Here is a 19306-nt window from a genome sequence, read left to right on the forward strand (position 1 = left end):
CGCGGTGAAGCTGCTCGTGACGGGTGGTGCCGGCTATGTCGGCAGCGTGTGTGCGGCGCGGTTGCTGGAGGCTGGGCACGAGGTCGTCGTGCTCGACGACCTGTCCACCGGGCACGCGGACGCCGTCCCGGCGGGCGCTCGGTTCATCGAGGGTGACATCGCCGAGGTCATCGGGGACGTCCTCGCAGAAGGCTTCGACGGAGTGCTCCACTTCGCGGCGAAGTCGCTCGTTGGCGAGTCCATGCAGGACCCCGGCAAGTATTGGACGGGCAACGTCCTGACCGCCATTCGTCTGCTTGATGCGATGCACGAACATGGCACTGCGAAGCTCGTCTTCTCGTCGACTGCCGCTACGTACGGCGAGCCGCGGGAGGTGCCGATCCCCGAGACGGCGCCGACCCACCCGACCAACACGTACGGGGCGACGAAGCTCGCGATCGACCATGCGATCACGTCCTACGCCCAGGCGCACGGCATCGCCGCCACGAGCCTGAGGTACTTCAACGTCGCCGGCGCCTACGGGCAGTTCGGCGAGCGGCACGCCGTCGAGACGCACCTCATCCCGATCGTGCTCCAGGTCGCGCTCGGCCAGCGGGAGCACGTGCAGATCTTCGGTGAGGACTGGCCCACCGAGGACGGCACCTGCGTCCGCGACTACATCCACGTCGCCGACCTCGCCGACGCGCACCTCCTGGCGGTGGAGAACGCCGTCGCCGGCGAGCACCGGATCTACAACCTCGGCAACGGCACCGGGTTCTCCGTCAAGCAGGTCATCGACACCTGCCGCGAGGTCACCGGCCACCCGATCCCGGCGATCGTCGCCGAGCGCCGCGCCGGCGACCCGGCCGTGCTCGTCGCCTCCGCCGAGCGGGCCCGCACCGAGCTCGGCTGGAAGCCCGAGCGCGCCGACATCACGGGCATCGTCCGCGACGCATGGGAGTTCACCCGGTCTCGGCAGGGAGCCTGAGTGACAGACTTCGCCTCGCTCGACAGCTTCAACGCCACATCCCGGATCGCCTCGCTCGCCGTGTCCCCCGACGGGGACCGGCTGGTGACGGTGGTGTCGGAGATCGCGCCGGACGGCAAGACGTGGCAGGGCGCGTTGTGGGAGGTCGATCCCCGCGGGGAACGTCCGGCCCGCAGGCTCACCCGGTCGTCCAAGAGCGACTCCAACCCCGTGTTCACGCCGGACGGATCTCTGCTGTTCCTGTCCAAGCGGCCCGATCCGGCCGCCAAACCGGGCGACACGAACGACAAGACCGCCCTCTGGCAGCTGCCGGTGTCCGGCGAGGCCAGTGAGGTGTTCCGGCCCGGCGGCGGGGTCAACCAGGTGCTCGTCGCCCGCGAGGCGGGCACGGTGCTCCTGTCGGCGTCCGCGCACCGGTTCGTGGGCTTCGGGGAGGCCGACGACGCGAAGCGCAAGGCCCGGGAGGACGCGGGGGTCACGGCGATCCTGCACGAGTCCTACCCGGTTCGGTACTGGGACGCCGACCTCGGCCCCGCGTATCCGCGGCTGCTGACCGCGCCGTCCGTGCCGTTCGACTCCCCCGCCGAGCTCACGCCCGACGCCGACGGCCGGATCGACGAGCACCTCGCGATCAGCCCGGACGGCCGCTGGGTCGTCTACGGGCACGAGATCGACGTGAGCGCCTCGTACGGCCGCCGCACGGTGCTGCGCGTCGCCGCCACCGACGGCAGCGACGACCGGGTGCTCGCCGATATCGACGGTCACTCCTTCTACCAGTCGGCGTTCACCCCGGACTCCGCCGCGGTGATCACGGTGCAGGCGCGGGAGTCGACCTACGACTCGCCGACGCGGCACTGGCTCGTCCGGATCGACGTGGCGACCGGCGAGATCACCCCCCTCGCGCCCGACTTCGCGGAGGAGCCGGAGCACCCGGTCGTCAGCCCGGACGGTCGCTCGGTCTTCTTCGTCAGCAGTCACCTCGGGCACCAGCCGGTGTGGCGGCTCGACCTCGCGTCGGGCGAGATCACCAAGCTCACCGTCTCCGGCTCCTATACCGAGGTCCGCGTCGCGCCGGACGGCTCGGCTCTCTTCGCGCTGCGCAGCTCGGTGGACCACCCGCCCCAGCCGGTACGCATGGACCCGTCCACCTCGGACCAGGACCCGGTGCGGCTGCAGGCGCCCGGCGCCGTCGACTCGCTGCCGGGCACCCTGAGCGAGATCTCCGTGACCGTCGAGGACGGCCGGACCGTCCGTGCCTGGCTCGCCCTGCCCGACTCCGACGGGCCCGCGCCGCTCCTGCTCTGGGTGCACGGCGGCCCCGTGATGAGCTGGAACGGGTGGAGCTGGCGCTGGAACCCGTGGCTGATGGTCGCGCGCGGCTACGCCGTGCTCCTGCCCGACCCGGCGTTGTCCACCGGCTACGGCCCGGACTTCATCAAGGCCGGCTGGGGCCGCTGGGGCGGCGCCCCCTACACCGACCTGATGGCCATCACGGACGCGGCCGTGGAGCACCCTGCGATCGACTCGTCGCGGACCGCGGCGATGGGAGGCTCCTTCGGCGGGTACATGGCGAACTGGATCGCCACCCAGACCAGCCGGTTCAAGGCCATCGTCACGCACGCCTCGCTGTGGAACCTCGACGCCTTCACCGGCACCACGGACTCGTCCTTCTACTGGATCCGCGAGATGGGTGACCCGCTCACCCAGCCCGAGCAGATCCGGGCCAACTCGCCGCACCTGCGCGTCGCCGACATCAAGACGCCGATGCTCGTCATCCACGGCGACAAGGACTACCGGGTGCCGATCGGGGAGGGACAGCGGCTCTACTTCGACCTCGTCCGCCACGGGGTCACGGCCAAGTACCTGTACTTCCCCAACGAGAACCACTGGATCCTCACGCCCGGCAACGCCCGGATCTGGTACGAGACGATCTTCGCGTTTCTCGCGGAGCACGTGCTCGAGCAGGGGTGGGAGCGCCCGGAGCTGCTCTGACCTCATTCCTCGTCGCCCGACCGCAACAACCAGGCCGCCTCATCCGCGGCACCCAGCACGAGGTCGCGGATGCGGGCGGGCGCGAGGCCGCAGTCGAACGCCGAGCGGAGCAGCCCGGCCAGGCGGTGTCCCGGACAGGCGGCCTCGGCGGCTTCGATCGCCACGGACGCCAGGCCGCCGTCACCGCGCAGGTAGGCGTTGACGGCGAGCAGGGTGGCCGGTTCGGCTCGCTCGGGCGCGGGACAGCCGCGGGTGAGCTCCAGCCACAACCGTTCGGCCGCCTGTGACTTGTCTCCGATCGCATATGTCATGCACGCGTCGCGCACGCGGTGATCCGACAGCGCCATCGCGAGCGCGACCACCTCGTCATCGGACAACGGCGTGTCGCGGCCGATGGTGTCCCGCACCAGGCGAATGCCGGCTGCCGTCTCCTTCTGGTGCTCGTCAACGGCCTTGTCCAGCAACTCGGACCTGCGGGTCAGCACGTCGTCTCCCACCGGTTCCACCAGCGCGACGACGTCGGACCGGTCAGCGAACGTGACGTTGCCCGCGGCCGCGCTCGCCGCCGCGAGCGGGGACGTGTTCGGGTCCGGCATGGTTCCGCTGCACTCCGGATCGGCGTAGCAGATCCATGGTTCGCCGGCCTGACACGACCGCACCCAGATCGCGTGCGCCAGCGGTACACCGACCGAGCACAACGCGCTGTGCATCAGGTCGATCAGCTTGGCGTGCGGCGGCTTTCCCGCGGGATCGGCTTTGCCGCCGCCGAACACCATCAGCAGCACGCTGGTCGGCTGCTGCGCGCGAATCGGCATCAGCAGTTGTTCCGCCAGACCGCGGCGATGTCGGGCCAGTGGTATGTCCACACGCAAGGTGAACGTGAGGCTGCTCTGCTGCATGGCCATGACCACCAGCGAGTCGCGGGGGTGGAAGCCGAGCACGTGCGGGACGGAGGCGATGAGGTCCTCGGGGCCTTCCACGTGGACCTCGACCGGGGGCAGGAGTGGGGTCGTCATGGCGACCACTTTGCTCTGCGGGATGGCGCGGAGATGGGCTTTGTTCGCGGGCTGTGGACAACTCGGCGGGTGTGGACAAGTCGAGATCTTGGAGCCGCTTGCGGGCCGGGATTGTCGGTGGGGTGTGGGAGAATTGCAGCAAGGGATCCCCCTTCGCGGGGGACCCCAGCGAGAGCTTGGCAGGACTCCACCGAGGAAGCACAAAAGAGGCGCGGCCACCGAAGTGACCGCGCCCCTCACCAGATCAACAGATCAGCTGACGGCGTGGAACAGAGCGCCCCAGCCGCCGACCACGGGCAGCTTGATCGTCGTCCGCGACAGGTCCAGCGCCAGACCGGCACCGGGCTTGGGCCGCAGCGTGTAGTCGTAGTCGCTGGAGATCAGCACGAACTCGAGCTTGTGCCCCGCCTTGAGCACGTAGTCGTCGGGCACGATCGGCACCTCGACGTCATAGAACTGCCCAGGCGTGATCGGCTTCGTCTTCGCCGGGTCCACCCGGTTCTGCGGGTCGGTCCACCCACGGGTGATCACGGAGGACTTGCCGTCGGGCGCCCGGTCCACCAGCAGCGTCGTCACGTTCGCCGCGGGCCGGTCGAACGCGATCCGCAGCGCCGCCGTCGACTTGCCGGAGATACGGACGTCCTTCTTCACCGCCGGCGACGAGTACGACAACCGGTTCGGCGACGACGGCAGGTCGACGAGCGACTCCGCGGTCTTCGTCGCGTCGTCGGTCAGCTTCTCCACCGCACGCCCCTGGGACCACAGGCCGATACCGCCCTTGGTGGAACCACCGGGCGTCAGCTTCAGCCGCACCTCGGAGGTACCGGGCGCGGGCCACTCGGCCTCGTCGACCCACGACTTGTCCTCACGCTGGATCGTCGCGCGAGGCTCCTTCTCCACACCGTTGTCCTGACCCCACAGGTAGTGGGTGAACCAGCGGTTCAACGTGCGCCGCCACTCGGGCGACCGCAGCGTATCCGGGTCGGTGTGCGCCGACTGGTGCAGCCAGATCTTGTGCTGCACGCCGTACTTCTTCAACGCCGAGTACCACTGCTCGGCGTGCGTCATCTTGACGTTCCAGTCGTTCAGGCCGTGCGCCTCGAGCACGCCGGCCCGGACATTGCGCGCGTCCTTGACGTAGTTGCGCTCGTCCCAGAACTTGCTGTAGTCGCCGGTGATCCGGTCCTGGTCACGCGCAACCTCGGCGATGACCGGCTTGCAGATCTCCCGGTCGGCCCGCGTGTAGACGTACTCGGCGAGCACGTCCTCGTCCTCGCCCTGGAACGTGCCGGGCGCGACGACCGCGCCGTCCGCGCGGTAGTAGTCGTACCAGCTGGAGATCGCCGCGATCGGCACGATCGCCTCCAGCCCGCGGACACCGGTCGACGCGACGGCGTTGGGCAGGGTGCCGTTGTACGACACGCCCATCATGCCGGTCTTGCCGGTCGACCACGCCGCCGTCACCGCGGCGCCCGCCGCGTCACGCGCGGTGGTCCGGCCGTTGAGCCAGTCGACGACCGACTTGGCGCCGATGGTCTCGTTGCGCCCACCCGACGTCGGACAGCCCGTGGACTTGCCCGTACCGAGCGACTCGGCGTAGACGACCGCGTAGCCACGCGAGATGAAGTAGTCCTGGTAACGCGTCGAGATGATCGGCTGCGGGCCGACGGCCGCCTTCAGCCGCTCGTCCTCGGTCGCCTTGCGCACCGCGCCGGTCCGCTTGTCCGGCACGTACAGCTCGACGTCGACGTTGTGGTTCGCCACGTCGTTGCCGCCCGAGAAGTACGGGCTGACCATGTAGACGACGGGGACCTTGAGCCCGCGCTGCGTCGCACCGGGCCGCACGACCTCGGTGTACACCTCGTCGTCCTTGCCGTCACGGTCGCTGTCGACCGGGGCACGGACCCACAGGCTCTCCTTCACCACGTCCTTCGGGTCGAAGACGGGTTGCGCCTCGCCGTCCTTGAACACCGGGCCGTCCTGCGCGAACGCCACCGCAGGGCAGAACGGCAGTGCCAGCACGGCCGCGAGCGTCGCGACTCTTCGTGCACCCCTCACGAGGGACCCCCAAAATGGGCAGTTGAACAGGGATGGACCGCACTTTTCCCTTCGTCCACAAGACATGTCAAGCCATGCCCAAGTCCTATTTGGACAATGATGGAAAACACCCGACGAACGACCCCTTGACCTGAGACCATCAGGCGTGCTCATCTCCGACTTCATCGCCGCGTTGCCGAAAGCCGAACTTCACGTCCACCTGGTCGGCGCGGCAAGCCTCGACACCGTTCTCAGGCTGGCGCGAAACCACCCCGGCGGCCCGGTCCCGACCGATGTGAACGAATTGCGGAAGTTCTACGAGTTCACCGACTTCCGCCATTTCATCGACGTCTACGCCAGGGTCAACGATCTCGTGACAACCGGCGCGGACGTCACCACACTCGTCGAGGGACTCGCCCGGGACGCCGCGCGGAGCAACGTCCGCTACGCCGAGGTGACGGTCAGCGCGACCAGCCACCTGCGGGCCGGTATCGATCCCGAGCAACTCACCGAGGCGCTCGAACGTGGCCGCACGACGGCAGCGGGCCTGGGCGTCGAACTGGCGTGGATCTTCGACATCCCCGGCGTGTGGGACCGCGACTTCGGCCTGACCAGCGCCGACTACGCGATCAAGTACCGACCGGCCGGCTCGGTCGGCTTCGGCCTCGGCGGCTTCGAGGCGGACGCGCCGCGCGCGAAGTTCCGCGAGGCGTTCGAACGCGCCCGCGACGCCGGCTACCGCTGCGTCCCGCACGCGGGCGAGACCACCCCGGCGAGCGAGATCTGGGCGGCGTTGCGCGACCTGCGCGCGGAACGGATCGGCCACGGCGTCAGCGCGGTCACCGACCCCACGCTGTTGAAGCACCTCGCGGACAACGGGATTCCACTGGAAGTGTGCCCGACGTCCAACCTCCGCACGGGCGTAACGAAATCCATCGCCGAGCACCACTTGCCCCGTCTGCTCGACGCGGGCGTGCCGGTGAGCATCAACACCGACGACCCCGGCATGTTCCACACGGACCTCAACCGCGAGTACCTGCTGTGCCACGAGACATTCGGGCTGAGCCGCGAGGAGTTGAAGGATCTGGCGAAGGCCGCGGTGCACGCGTCTTTCGCGTGCGCCGAAACCAAGAGCGCGATCCTGGCGGAGATTGCTACGTTGTAGGCATGGACCTCATGGTGCCCCTGCCCCTCTATGGGGAGGACCATGAGCGCGGCGATCTCGCTTGGTGAGACCTGGACACCACCTCTGTCCACGTCTCATCCAACGAAGGATTCGTCATGCACAAGTTCATCTTCGGGCTGCCCAAGGCGGAGTTGAACGTCCACTTGGTGGGAGCCGCGAGCGCCGACACCGTCCTCACCCTGACTCGCAGGCACCCGTCGGCCGGTGTCCCCACCGACGAGACCGAACTGCGGAAGTTCTACGAGTTCACCGATTTCGATCACTTCGTGGACGTGTACGTGAAGGTCAACAGCCTGGTGCAGACCGGCGAGGACGTGTCGTCGCTGGTCGACGGTCTCGCTGAGGACCTCGCGTTCAACAACGTCCGCTACGCCGAGGTCACGGTGTCCGCAGTCAGCCACATCGACGCGGGCGTCGCACCCGACGAGCTCAAGGAGGCCTTGCAGACCAGCCGCCGGAAAGCGCTCGCCGTCCACGGCGTGCACCTGGCGTGGATCTTCGACATCCCCGGCCTGCGGACGCCCGGCGAGGAACAGGCGACGCTGGACTTCGCGTTGCGCCAACGTCCTGAGGGAACCGTCGCGTTCGGACTCGCGGGCCAGGAGGCGGGCCGCGACCGCGAAAGCTACCGGTGGGCGTTCGACATCGCCCGCGACGCGGGCCTGCACTGCGTCCCGCACGCGGGTGAGATGACCGGCCCGGCCACGATCTGGGCGGCGCTGCGGGCGTTGCGCGCGGAACGAATCGGGCATGGCATCAGTGCGATCGCCGACCCGCCGTTGCTGAAACACCTGGCGGACAACGCGATCCCGCTCGAGGTCTGCCCGACGTCCAACCTGCGCACCAACGTCGTACGCACGCCGCGGGAGCACCCGCTGCCCGCACTACTGGACGCCGGGATCGTCGTCACGCTCAACACCGACGACCCCGGCATGTTCCACACGGACCTGAACAGCGAATACCTGTTCTGCCATCAGGAGTTCGGACTCGGCAGGTCCGAGCTCGCCGACCTCGCGCGCAACAGCGTGACGGCCTCGTTCGCGCCGGACGCCCTCAAAACCCAGCTGCTGACCGAGATCTCAGCTCACACCAAGCAGGGGTCCCCCTGACCGGAGCACCCCTTGCGCGTAGCCAACCACGGGGCACCGACGGTTTCGGTGCCCCGTGGGGCGGTGTTCACTCCCAGCACAACCACGAGGGCAGCGGCTCCGTGTGCAACACGCCCAGCCGCTGGGTGGCGCGGGTCAGCGCCACGTACAGCTCGCTGGGCGACATGCGCTGCGGCTCCGTCACGATGACGACGTCGAACTCGAGTCCCTTCGCCTCCTTGGGAGTGAGGCCGCCGGGTCCGATCACCGCGATCGTGCCCGTGGTGTGCATCTCCAGCTCGGTCTGCACCGCTTCCTCGAGATCGAGAACGAACCGGGACCACGGACGGATCCCGTTGCGCCGCACCGACATCGGCACCACGGCGAACGGGTCGACGACCTCCAGCACTGGCGCCGCTACGTCCATGACCTCACCCGGCGTCCGGTAGTTGATCTCCAGCCGCCGGTACTCGAACCGGGGGTGCACCTCGTCCCAGCCGCGCACACCCGCGGACGACTGGCGTTGCGCCAGGTCGCCCACGACGGTCATGGACTTTGCCGGGCAGCGGCGCATCAGGATGCGCCAGTCCATCGGCGCCAGTTCCTGCGCCTCGTCCACCACGACGTGGCCGTAGGTCCACTGGCGGTCCGCCGACGCGCGTTCGGCGAGGGTCCGGTGGTCGACGACGGTGTGTCGGCCGGTGAGGACGTGGGTGGTCACCCAGTCGACGGTGCGGGTGTAGTCGTCGTCGTACATCTCGTAGTCGTTGTCGAGGATCTGCATCACGCCTTCCGCGTACTCGCGTTCCGCGCGCTCGGTCTCGGCCAGGACGCGTTCGGCGGAACCGTCGGTGCCCAGCAACTCCGCCAGCTCGTCGAGCAGCGGGATGTCGGACACCGTCCACGCGGTGGGGTCGGCGCGGTGCAGGCGCGACATGCCGATGCGGAAGCAGCGGCCCGCGTAGAGGTCCGCGAGCAGCTGCTCGGGCGTGAGCTCGGGCCACAGCTCGTCGACCGCCTGCCGCAACGAGTGGCTGTTCAGCAGCTCGTGTCGGACGTCGGCCTCGATCTCGGCCCAGTCGTACCCGATCAGTTCGACCGCCGGCAGCACCAGTTCCTCGGCGAGCGCGAGGAAGAAGTGCTTGCGCGCGACGTTGTGCGGCAGGTCGAACGACCGCGCCTTCTCCCGCGCGACGGCGGCGACGTAGGCGTCCAGGGGGACCGTCACGTCCTCCAGCTCGATCGGGATCGGGTCCACCGGGACCTGCTGCCGATCGGCGACCGCGGCGTGCAGCGCGTCCAGGATGTGCAGGGATCCCTTGAAGCGCTGCAGTTCGGGCGTGTCCTCCGCCGCGGTGACGACGCCGGGGTAAAGCTCGCCGGGCGTGGCGAACACGACGTCGGTCTCGCCGAGCGACGGGAGCACGTCGCCGATGTAGCGCAGGAATCCGGAGTTCGGGCCGACCACCAGGACGCCCTTGCGCGACAGCCGTTCCCGCTGCACGTACAGCAGGTAGGCGACGCGGTGCAGGGCGACGGCGGTCTTGCCGGTGCCGGGGCCGCCCTCGATCACCAGGACGCCCTGGTGTGGCGAGCGGATGATCTCGTCCTGCTCTGACTGGATCGTCTGCACGATGTCGCGCATGACGCTCGACCGCGGTGCGTCCAATGCCGTCCGCAACGCGGTCATGTCCGACAACAACTCGTCGTCATGGAAATCGCGCAGCTCGCGCCCAGCGGTGTGGAAGTGCCGGCGCAGCACGATCCCCTCCGGGTTCGCGGCGGTCGCCGTGTAGAACCGACGGGCCGCCGGCGCCCGCCAGTCGGTGAGCAGCGGCTCGTATTCCTCGTCGAACAAACCGACGCGGCCCACATATGTGGACTCGCCCGCCTCACCGTCGATCCGGCCGAAGCACAGGCCTTCCTCGGCCGCCTTCAACCTGCTGACCTGCGCCGACCATGTCGAGACGGCCACTTCGCGTTCCCAGCCGCCGCCCTTGCCGCCTTTCAGCGCGCTGTCAAGCTCAGCGGCCGCGTTGTTCCGTTCCTGGTCGAGCTTCTCGTACAAAGAGGTGATTTTCGCCCGTTCATTCGCCAGCACCTTGCCCCCTGTGATAGAATGATGGCCGATCCCCAGGAAAATGAATTCCTGAAACTCTCAACCCTCATTTCTAGCACAATTCAGCCGCGCACTGCACCCTTTGCCAGGTCGGCGATGAAGTTGCGAGCGCCGATGAGGAACACGATGAGCAACGGGATCACCGCGAGCACCGTGCCCGCCATGACCATGCTGTAGTCCGTGTCGTGCGTGCGGTTGAGCTGGCCCAGCGCCACCTGCAGCGTCAGCTCGTCCGGGTCGACGAGCACGACCAGCGGCCACAGGTAGTCGTTCCACACGCTGATGAACGTGTAGATGCCGAGGAACCCGAGCGCCGGCCGCACCACGGGCAGGCCGACGTGCCAGTACTGCCGCAGGAAGCCGCAGCCGTCGAGCCGCGCCGCCTCCAGCAGCTCGTCGTGGACGGCGCCCGCGATGTACTGGCGCATCCAGAAGATGCCGAACGCGTTGATCGTCGCAGGCACGACCAGTGCCTTGAGCGACCCGACCCAGCCGAACTGCGCCATCACCACGAACTGCGGAATCGCCGAGAGCTGCGGCGGGATCATCATCGTCGCCAGGAGCAGCACGAACAGGAACGTCCGGCCCGGGAAGTGGAACTTGGCGAACGTGAAGGCCGCCAGTGAGTCGAACAACAGGACGAGAACGGTCGCGCCCGTCGCGGCCAGGAAGGTGTTCAGCATCGAGCCGAAGAAGTCGATCTCGGTGAACACCTTGCCGACGTTGGTGAGGAGCTCGCCGCCGGGCGTAACGGCCGGCGGGAACTTCAGGATCTCCTCGGTGCTGTTGGTCGCCATGACGACCATCCAGTAGAAGGGGAACAGCGACAGCAGGACGCCGAGCCCCAGGACGCTGTGTTGGATCACTTTGGGGCGCCTCATGCGCGTTCTCCCCTCTGGACGAGCCGCCAGTTGATGATCGAGAACAGCAGCACCACCACGAACAGGCCGACGCCGATCGCCGCGCCGTAGCCGAAGTCGTTGTGCTTGAACGCCTGCTGGTAGAGGTAGAGGACCATGGTCAGGCCCGCCTGGCCCGGCCCGCCTTCCTCGCCGACGAGGATCTGCGCCTCGGTGAACGTCTGCAGGCCGCCGATCGTCGACGCGATCACGGTGAACAGGATCACCGGCTTCATCATCGGGATCACGATGCGCCACAACGTCTGCCAGCGCGACGCACCGTCCACGGTGGCCGCGTCGAACACGTCCGACGAGATGGCCTGCAGGCCGGCCAGGTAGATGATCGCGTTGTACCCGGTCCACTGCCAGACGATCAGTGCCGAGATCGAGACCTTGATGCCCCATTCGCTCGTCAGCCACGGCACCTCGGCGGCGCCGAGGGCGTTGAGCACGGCGTTGAGCAGGCCGAAGTTCGAGCTGAAGATCGATCCGAACACGATCGCCACCGCGACAAGCGACGTCACGCTCGGCACGAAGTAGGCGATCCGGTAGAAGGTCGTGAAGCGCACTGAGGAATGCAGTACGAACGCGATCACCAGGCCCAGGAACAGCGTCGGGACGGTGGAGAGCACCCAGATCTCCAGGGTGTTCACCAGCGACCGCCAGAACACGTCGTCGCTGACGAGGTACCGGAACTGGTCCAGGCCGACGAACCTCATGGCGCCGACGCCGTCCCAGTTCTGGAACGCCAGGTACAGCAGGAACAGCATCGGGAACAGGCCGAAGATCCCGAACAGCAGGAAGAACGGCGAGATCGCGAGGTACTGGGGCAGGTACTTCCTCATGTCAGCCCCACATGGTCGGCGATCCGGCGGGCCCTGCTCTGCGCATCGCGCCACGCCTCCTCGGGTGGTTTGCCCATGGTCTCGACGCTGCTCAACTCCTCGTGGAACGCCCAGGCCAGCCGCACCTCGTACGGACTGAGGTAGGCGATCGGCACCTGTTTCGCGCTCTCGGCGAACGTGTCGACGATGATCTGGCCGCCGAAGAAGTCGTCGGGCTGGCGCAGCTCGGGGCGGGCGAACGTGTCCGGGGTGGACGGGAAGAGGTTGAGGTCGACGAACCCCTGCGTCTGCCGGTCGGGGCTGAGCAACCAGGTGATCACCTCGAACGCCCGCTCGGGTTCGCGGCAGTACTTCGTGATGCCGAGGAACGAGCCGCCGTAGTTCGCCGCGCCGCCCGGCGTCGGCGCGACCCGCCACGCGCCCTTCGAGTCGGGCGCGCCCGACTTCAGGTCGGCCGCCGCCCACGACGCGCCGATCATGCTGGGCACCTTCCCGGTGGTGAGCGCGGCGTTGACGTCCGGGCTGCCGTCCTGCATGCCGGCGTTGATGCCAAGCCGCTGCGCGCGGACCGCCAGGTCCCACGCGTGGCGGACGTGGTCGTCGCCGCCGATGTACCTGCCGCTCTCGTCGACCAGCTGCCGCTTCGACTGCGCCATGGCCATGATGAAGACCATGCGCAGGTTGAGGATCATGAACGCTTCGCGCTTCAGCTCGACGCCGGCGTCGAAGTAGTCGTCCCAGGTGCGCAGCGCGTCGCCGCGGATGCCGAACCGGTCGAAGACGTCGGCGCGGTAAAAGAGGCCGGTCGGGCCGGTGTCGATCGGGAACCCGATCATCTTCCCTTCGGCGGTGCAGCCCTGCTGCCACTTCCAGCCGAGGTACTGCTCGCGCAGCCGGTCGGCGCCGAGGGTCTTCAGGTCGACGAACTCGTCGGCGTTCGGGAAGAACGCCGAAATGTCCTCGCCTTTGAGGCCGGTGATGTCCGGAACGTGGGACCTGCCCGCGAGGTTCGTCATCAGCTTCGACTTGAACGCCGCGCCGACCTGCAACGGCCGCAGTCCGGGGAACCGGTTCGCCGCCTCCTCGAGGACCTTCTCGCTCAGGCCGCCCGACCACATCCAGAGCGTCATGCCGGTGCGGTCCTCGGTGGCGCAGCCGGTGGCGACGAGTCCGGCGAGCGCGAGGAACGTTCTGCGGTTCACAGCTCCTCCAGCCTGGGCGCGGCGAGCGCGCCGCCGACTCGTTGCACCGACAGCGACGCCGCCCGGTTGGCGAACCGGAGCCGTTCGTCGAGCGGCATGCCGGCGAGCGTCGCGTGGACGAACGCGGCGCCGAACACGTCGCCCGCGCCGGTGGTGTCGACGGCGACGACGTCGTCGCCGTCGACGGACGCCTGCTCACCGGAGATGGCGTCGATCGCGACGGCGCCGTCGCGGCCGCGGGTGACGACGGCGATCGGGACGAGCTCGGCGAGCCGGGCGGCGGCGAGCTCGGGCGTGTCGGTGCGGGTGTAGGCCATCGCCTCGACCTCGTTGGGCATGAACGCGTGACAGTGCTTCAGCTGGTCGAGGAGCTCGGGCCGCCACTGCCGGCTCGGATCCCAGCCGACGTCGGCGAAGATCAGGCCGGGCAGGTCGAGGTCCGAGTCGGGGGCGATGTGCACGATCGACGCGGCCGTCGACGGCGGCGTCACGTCGATCAACGGCGGCGGCGCGCCGTGCGTGACGAGTGCGCGGTCGCCGTCGTACGAGAGTGCGACCGTCACGGGCGTCGCCCAGTCGGCGAACTTGCGCGAGCAGCTGAGGTCGACGCCCTCGTCGGCGAGGACGTCCCAGCAGTGCCGGCCGTGGAGGTCGTCGCCGAACGCCGCGGACAGCACGGGCCTCAGGCCGAGGCGGGCGAGCGCGACGGCGAAGTTCGCGATGCCGCCCGGTCCGCTGCCCATGCCGCCGGTCCACACCTCTTCGCCGGGTGTCGGCGGCTTGGGCAGGCCGGTGAAGACGAGGTCGTAGAAGAGCAGTCCGGACAGGTAGACATCGTTGTCCACGCCGCAGCTCCCTTCCCAGGTTGCGCAAGAGATTGCACAAGTCGTGCGCGGGTTGGCAAGAGTTTGCTCAACTTTGCGCGACTTCGGCGGTACGGTGACGGGCATGCTTCCCCAGAGCCGGCGCGACCTGATCCTGCGCACGCTGCGCGCGGACGGTCCGAGTGAGGTGCGGGCGCTCGCCGACAAGCTCGGCGTCAGCCAGGCGACGATCCGCCGGGACCTGGAGCAGCTCGACGCCGAAGGGCGGCTGACGCGGGTGTACGGCGGGGCGATGGCCGTCGAGGACGACCAGGACGACCCGTGGGCCGAGGTCGCGGCCGAGCGCGTCGAGGACAAGGACGCCGTCGCCCGCGCGTGCGCGGACATGATCGAGGACGGCGAGACCGTCCTGCTCGACATAGGCACGACGGCGCACCGGCTCGCCCGGCTGCTGCACGGTCGTTCGATCACGGTCATCACCAGCAACCTCGCCGTCTTCGACGAGCTGCGCGACGACGACGCCGTCGACCTCGTCCTGCTCGGCGGCCTCGTGCGCCGGACCTATCACTCGCTCGTCGGCTACCTCACCGAGGACAACTTGCGACAGGTGCACGCGAACCGGTTGTTCCTGGGGTGCGCGGGCGTGCGCGCCGACGGCGCCGTCATGGACACGACGGTCGTCGAGGTGCCGGTGAAGCGGGCGATGATCAAGGCGGCGGACCGCGTCGTGCTGATGGCCGACGGCGGCAAGTTCCCCGGCGTCGGCATGGCGCGGGTGTGCGGTCCGGAGATCCTCAACGTCGTCGTGACGACGGAGTCGGCCGACCCGCCGACGCGGCGCGCGCTGACCGACGCGGGAGTGGAAGTGGTGGTCGTATGAGGCTGGTCATCCTCGGCGGCGGCGGGTTCCGCGTGCCGCTGGTCTATCGGGCGCTGCTCGCCGACCGCGAACCCGGCCGCGTCACCGAGCTCGTGTTGTACGACCTCGACGCGAAACGCCTCGACGCCATTACCCGTGTCCTACACGATCTCGTCGGCAATATATTGGATGCACCATCCATCACGGCGACGACCGACCTCGACGAGGCGTTGCGCGGCGCCGACTTCGTGTTCTCGGCGATGCGCGTCGGCGGGCTCGATGGACGGGCCGTTGACGAGCGCGTCGCCGCCGACGCGGGCGTCCTCGGGCAGGAGACGGTCGGCGCCGGGGGCATCACGTACGGGTTGCGGACGATTCCGGTCGCCGTCGACGTCGCCCAGCGGATCAAGCGGCTCGCACCCGACGCGTGGGTCATCAACTTCACCAACCCCGCGGGCATGGTCACCGAGGCCATGGCCCGGCACCTCGGCAACCGGGTCATCGGCATCTGCGACTCCCCCGTCGGGCTCGGCCGGCGGGTGGCGCGGGCGCTCGGCGTCGACCTGTCCGAGGCGTGGCTGGACTACGCGGGGCTCAACCACCTGGGCTGGCTGTCCGGTTTTCACGTCGAGGGCGTCGACCGGCTGCCGAAGCTGCTCGCCGACGGCGAAAAGCTCGAGTCGTTCGAGGAGGGCAAGCTCTTCGGCGCGGAGTGGTTGCAGGCGATCGGCGCCGTGCCGAACGAGTACCTGCACTACTACTACTTCAACCGCGAAGCCGTCGCGGCCGGCGCGCAGCGCGGGGCGTTCCTCAAGACCCAGCAGGAGCGGTTCTACGCCGACCCGTCGCTGGAGTCGTGGGAACGGACGCGACTGGAGCGCGAGTCCACCTACATGGCCGAGACGCGCGACGACGAGCGCGACTCGTGCGATCTCGACGGCGGCGGCTACGAGCAGGTCGCGTTGTCGTTGATGCACGCGATCGCGAACGACCGGCAGGCGACGCTGATCCTGAACGTGCCGAACGGCTCCACTCTCGACGCTGTCGACGGCGACGCCGTCGTCGAGGTTCCGAGCGTCGTCACCGCGAACGGTGCGCGGCCCGTATCGGTCAGTCAGATCCCCGGCCACGGCGTCGGCCTCGTCGCGACGATCAAGGCCGTCGAGCGCGCCACGATCGAGGCCGCGCTGTCCGGGGAACGCAAGCACGCGCTCAAGGCGCTCGCGCTGCACCCGCTCGTCGACTCCGTCGCCGTCGCCCGCCGCATCCTCGACACGCACCCCTACCTGTCTGGAGAGTTCCGTGCACGATGACCGGCGGCTGGTGGAGGACCGGCTCACGCGAGCGCTGACGACGAGGATCCAGCCGGCGATCTACTCGGCGTCGACGCCGTTCACGGTCGAGGCGTGGCGCGTGCCCGACGAGCCGATCCCGTTCGCGCAGGCGGTTGCCGACGCCGACTTCCGGCCGTTCGCGATCGGCGACCGGTGGGGTGCGCCGTGGTCGACGACGTGGTTCCGGGTGCGCGCGACGGTGCCGTCGCAGTGGGCCGGCAAGCGCGTCGAGGCCGTCTTCGACCTCGGGTTCGAGGACGCGTGGCCCGGCAACCAGGCCGAAGCGCTCGTCTACCTGCCCGACGGGACGCCGGTCAAAGGCGTCGCGCCGCGGAACAAGCACGTTCCGATATCCAATATATCGGATATTGAATTCTACGTTGAGGCCGCCGCGAACCCGGACATCCTCAAGCACGACTTCCAGCCGACGCCGTTCGGCGACAAGAAGACGGCTCCCCCGGACCTGATGTACCGGCTCGACAAGGCCGAGCTCGCGGTGCTCGACGAGAACGTCTGGCACCTGAGCCTCGACCTCGAGGTCCTCCGGGACCTGATGCTGGAGCTGTCGCTGGACGACCCGCGCAGGCACGAGATCCTGCGGGCGATCGAACGCTCGTTGGACGCACTCGACCCGCACGACGTCAACGGCACCGCAGAAGAAGCGCGGCAGGAACTTGAAGACGTGCTCAGCCGGCCGGCGCACGCGAGCGCGCACACGTTGTCGGCGGTGGGCCACGCGCACATCGACAGCGCCTGGCTGTGGCCGCTCCGGGAGACCGTCCGCAAGGCGTCACGCAGCTTCGCGAACGTCACATGGCTGGCGACGCAGTACCCGGAGTTCGTGTTCGCCGCCTCGCAGGCGCAGCAGTACGACTGGGTCAAGAAGAACCAGCCGGTGATCTACGAACGCATCAAGGAGGCCGTCCGCAACGGACAGTGGCGGCCGGTCGGCGGCATGTGGGTCGAGTCGGACGCGAACCTGCCCGGCGGCGAGGCGCTCGCCCGCCAGATCAGCCACGGCAAGCGCTTCTTCAAGCAAGAGTTCGGGATCGACACCGAAGAGATCTGGCTGCCCGACTCGTTCGGTTACACGGCGGCGTTCCCCCAGCTGGCGAAACTGGCCGGCGCCAAGTGGTTCCTCACGCAGAAGCTGAGCTGGAACCAGACGAACAAGCTGCCGCACCACACCTTCTGGTGGGAGGGCATCGACGGGACGAGGATCTTCACGCACTTCCCGCCGGTCGACACCTACAACGCCGAGATCCTCGGCAAGGAACTGAGCCACGCCGTCCGCAACTACGCCGAGAAGGGCCGCGGCACCCGCTCCCTGCTGCCGTTCGGCTTCGGCGACGGCGGTGGCGGCCCCACCAGGGACATGGTCGAACGCGCCCGCAGGCTGAGGAACCTCGAGGGTTCACCGAAGGTCGAGATCGAGCCCCCGCACGCGTTCTTCGAGAAAGCCCAGCGGGAGTACCCGGACGCGCCGGTGTGGAGCGGCGAGCTGTACCTGGAGTTGCACCGCGCCACGTACACCACGCAATCGCGCACCAAGGCGGGCAACCGCCGCAGCGAGCACCTCCTGCGGGAAGCCGAGCTGTGGGCCGCCACCGCAAACGTCAACACGGGCTTCCAGTACCCGTACGACGAACTCGACGAACTGTGGAAAACCGTGCTGCTGCACCAGTTCCACGACATCCTGCCGGGCAGCTCGATCGCCTGGGTGCACCAGGAGGCCGAGCAGACCTACGCCGACGTCGCGAGCGCACTCGAAAAGATCATCACCACAGCGCAGCAGGAACTGGGCGGCGGCGTGTTCAACGCCAGCCCGAGAAGCCGCAAGGAAGTCACCAGCATCGACGGACAACCGGTCTTCGTCCACGCACCCGCCAACGGCATTGGATCCGTTGTGGACAGTGCAGACCCCGTTCACGTCAACGGAACCACGCTGGACAACGGACTCGTCCGGGTCGAGATCGACGACAACGGCCTCATCACGAGCGTCATCACCGACGGCCGTGAAGTGCTCGCCGGACCAGGCAACCTGCTGCAGCTGCACCCGGACTTCCCGAACTACTGGGACGCCTGGGACATCGACGCCCACTACAAGCGCAAGCACCGGAACCTGACCGAGGCACAACGGATCGAGGTGGTCGACCACGGCCCGCTGATCGGCTCGGTAAAAATCACGAGGCACACGGGCAAGTCGACGATCGTCCAGACGATCCACGTCAAGGCGGGCTCCAAGCGCATCGACATCGAGACCGAGATCGACTGGCACGAGTCGGAGAAGATCCTCAAGGCGGCGTTCCCACTCGACGTGCACGCCGACCGCTCCGCCGCGGAGATCCAGTTCGGGCACGTCTACCGCCCGACGCACACCAACACCAGCTGGGACGCAGCGCGGTTCGAGGTCTACGCGCACCGCTGGGTGCACGTCGCCGAACCGGGCTTCGGAGTCGCTGTCGTCAACGACTCCACCTACGGCCACGACATCAGCCGCGACGGCAACACCACCACGATCCGCCTGAGCCTGGTGCGCGCGCCGCACATCCCGGACCCGCACGCCGACCAGGGCCTGCACAGGTTCACCTACTCACTCCTGCCCGGCGCGGAGATCGAGGACGCGATCACCGAGGGGTACGCGCTCAACCTGCCGTTGCGCGCAACGGCGGGAAGCAGCGAGACGAAACCACTCGCGACCACAAGCCACCCGGCCGTCGTGATCGAGTCGATCAAGCTGGCGGACGACCGGTCCGGCGACGTGATCGTGCGGCTCTACGAGTCACTCGGCGGCCGCGCGACCTTCGACCTCAACACGAGCTTCACCCCGAAAAGTTCCGCTGTGTGCGACCTTCTGGAGAATCCGGTTGACGAGACCGCGCTCGAGGCGATTGCGTTGAGGCCCTTCCAGATCCTCACCCTTCGCCTCACCAGGTAG

Annotated in this window: 14 protein-coding genes; 7 read left to right on the forward strand and 7 right to left on the reverse strand. The window is 68.5% G+C overall.

The window, feature by feature from the left end; all coding sequences use genetic code 11:
- Positions 1-4 precede the first annotated feature (4 nt).
- Positions 5-967: a UDP-glucose 4-epimerase GalE gene (galE, locus tag QSK35_RS31510; RefSeq protein WP_285751227.1), complete on the forward strand. Its 963-nt coding sequence runs from the start codon at positions 5-7 to the stop codon at positions 965-967.
- Complete coding sequence (locus tag QSK35_RS31515; protein WP_285751229.1) at positions 968-2959, forward strand: alpha/beta hydrolase family protein; 1992 nt, start codon at positions 968-970, stop codon at positions 2957-2959. It abuts the gene before it with no gap.
- 2 nt (positions 2960-2961) lie between these two features.
- Here the strand turns inward: QSK35_RS31515 and QSK35_RS31520 are convergent, their stop codons facing one another.
- On the reverse strand, positions 2962-3975 hold the full coding sequence (locus QSK35_RS31520) for a DUF4192 domain-containing protein (protein WP_285751231.1): 1014 nt from the start codon (positions 3973-3975) through the stop codon (positions 2962-2964).
- 252 nt (positions 3976-4227) lie between these two features.
- The gene (locus tag QSK35_RS31525) at positions 4228-6033 is read right to left on the reverse strand and encodes a Xaa-Pro dipeptidyl-peptidase (RefSeq protein WP_285751232.1); all 1806 of its coding nucleotides are present in this window, start codon (positions 6031-6033) and stop codon (positions 4228-4230) included.
- Positions 6034-6178: 145 nt separating this feature from the next.
- Here QSK35_RS31525 and add (QSK35_RS31530) point away from each other — a divergent pair, with 145 nt between their 5' ends.
- Both add (QSK35_RS31530) and add (QSK35_RS31535) read left to right on the forward strand, forming a co-directional pair.
- The gene (gene add / locus QSK35_RS31530) at positions 6179-7177 is read left to right on the forward strand and encodes an adenosine deaminase (RefSeq protein WP_352244163.1); all 999 of its coding nucleotides are present in this window, start codon (positions 6179-6181) and stop codon (positions 7175-7177) included.
- A 116-nt stretch (positions 7178-7293) separates the two neighbouring features.
- Positions 7294-8307 carry an adenosine deaminase gene (gene add / locus QSK35_RS31535; RefSeq protein WP_285751233.1) on the forward strand — a complete coding sequence of 338 codons (1014 nt, stop codon included), beginning with the start codon at positions 7294-7296 and terminating at the stop codon, positions 8305-8307.
- A gap of 67 nt (positions 8308-8374) precedes the next feature.
- Here the strand turns inward: add (QSK35_RS31535) and QSK35_RS31540 are convergent, their stop codons facing one another.
- The 5 genes from QSK35_RS31540 to QSK35_RS31560 all read right to left on the reverse strand — a co-directional run bounded on the left by QSK35_RS31540 (position 8375) and on the right by QSK35_RS31560 (position 14196).
- Entirely contained in the window at positions 8375-10387 is a 2013-nt protein-coding gene (locus tag QSK35_RS31540) for a UvrD-helicase domain-containing protein (protein ID WP_285751234.1), read from the reverse strand.
- Between the two features lie 80 nt (positions 10388-10467).
- Positions 10468-11286 carry a carbohydrate ABC transporter permease gene (locus QSK35_RS31545; RefSeq protein WP_285751235.1) on the reverse strand — a complete coding sequence of 273 codons (819 nt, stop codon included), beginning with the start codon at positions 11284-11286 and terminating at the stop codon, positions 10468-10470.
- The gene (locus tag QSK35_RS31550; protein ID WP_285751237.1) at positions 11283-12149 is read right to left on the reverse strand and encodes a carbohydrate ABC transporter permease; all 867 of its coding nucleotides are present in this window, start codon (positions 12147-12149) and stop codon (positions 11283-11285) included. Before QSK35_RS31550 ends, QSK35_RS31545 begins: the two co-directional genes overlap by 4 nt.
- Positions 12146-13351 carry an ABC transporter substrate-binding protein gene (locus QSK35_RS31555; RefSeq protein ID WP_285751239.1) on the reverse strand — a complete coding sequence of 402 codons (1206 nt, stop codon included), beginning with the start codon at positions 13349-13351 and terminating at the stop codon, positions 12146-12148. The genes QSK35_RS31550 and QSK35_RS31555 overlap by 4 nt, the downstream gene beginning before the upstream one ends.
- Positions 13348-14196, reverse strand: coding sequence for a PfkB family carbohydrate kinase (locus tag QSK35_RS31560; RefSeq protein WP_285751241.1), 849 nt, complete (start codon positions 14194-14196; stop codon positions 13348-13350). Before QSK35_RS31560 ends, QSK35_RS31555 begins: the two co-directional genes overlap by 4 nt.
- Before the next feature lie 103 nt (positions 14197-14299).
- Between QSK35_RS31560 and QSK35_RS31565 the strand changes: the two genes are divergently transcribed.
- From QSK35_RS31565 to QSK35_RS31575, 3 genes are read left to right on the forward strand one after another with little or no spacing between them, the layout of a single operon-like run.
- Positions 14300-15055: a DeoR/GlpR family DNA-binding transcription regulator gene (locus tag QSK35_RS31565; protein ID WP_285751243.1), complete on the forward strand. Its 756-nt coding sequence runs from the start codon at positions 14300-14302 to the stop codon at positions 15053-15055.
- Complete coding sequence (locus QSK35_RS31570) at positions 15052-16347, forward strand: 6-phospho-beta-glucosidase (RefSeq protein ID WP_285751245.1); 1296 nt, start codon at positions 15052-15054, stop codon at positions 16345-16347. Before QSK35_RS31565 ends, QSK35_RS31570 begins: the two co-directional genes overlap by 4 nt.
- On the forward strand, positions 16337-19306 hold the full coding sequence (locus tag QSK35_RS31575) for an alpha-mannosidase (protein ID WP_285751247.1): 2970 nt from the start codon (positions 16337-16339) through the stop codon (positions 19304-19306). The genes QSK35_RS31570 and QSK35_RS31575 overlap by 11 nt, the downstream gene beginning before the upstream one ends.

Source organism: Lentzea sp. NBRC 105346, from assembly GCF_030269605.1.
GTDB lineage: Bacteria > Actinomycetota > Actinomycetes > Mycobacteriales > Pseudonocardiaceae > Lentzea.

Bases quoted from the DNA above. Each gene is read 5' to 3' on its own strand.
- QSK35_RS31520 (WP_285751231.1), bottom strand. From the start codon at position 3,975: ATGACGACCCCACTCCTGCCCCCGGTCGAGGTCCACGTGGAAGGCCCC.
- add (WP_285751233.1), top strand. From the start codon at position 7,294: ATGCACAAGTTCATCTTCGGGCTGCCCAAGGCGGAGTTGAACGTCCAC.
- QSK35_RS31545 (WP_285751235.1), bottom strand. From the start codon at position 11,286: ATGAGGCGCCCCAAAGTGATCCAACACAGCGTCCTGGGGCTCGGCGTC.
- QSK35_RS31550 (WP_285751237.1), bottom strand. From the start codon at position 12,149: ATGAGGAAGTACCTGCCCCAGTACCTCGCGATCTCGCCGTTCTTCCTG.
- QSK35_RS31565 (WP_285751243.1), top strand. From the start codon at position 14,300: ATGCTTCCCCAGAGCCGGCGCGACCTGATCCTGCGCACGCTGCGCGCG.
- QSK35_RS31570 (WP_285751245.1), top strand. From the start codon at position 15,052: ATGAGGCTGGTCATCCTCGGCGGCGGCGGGTTCCGCGTGCCGCTGGTC.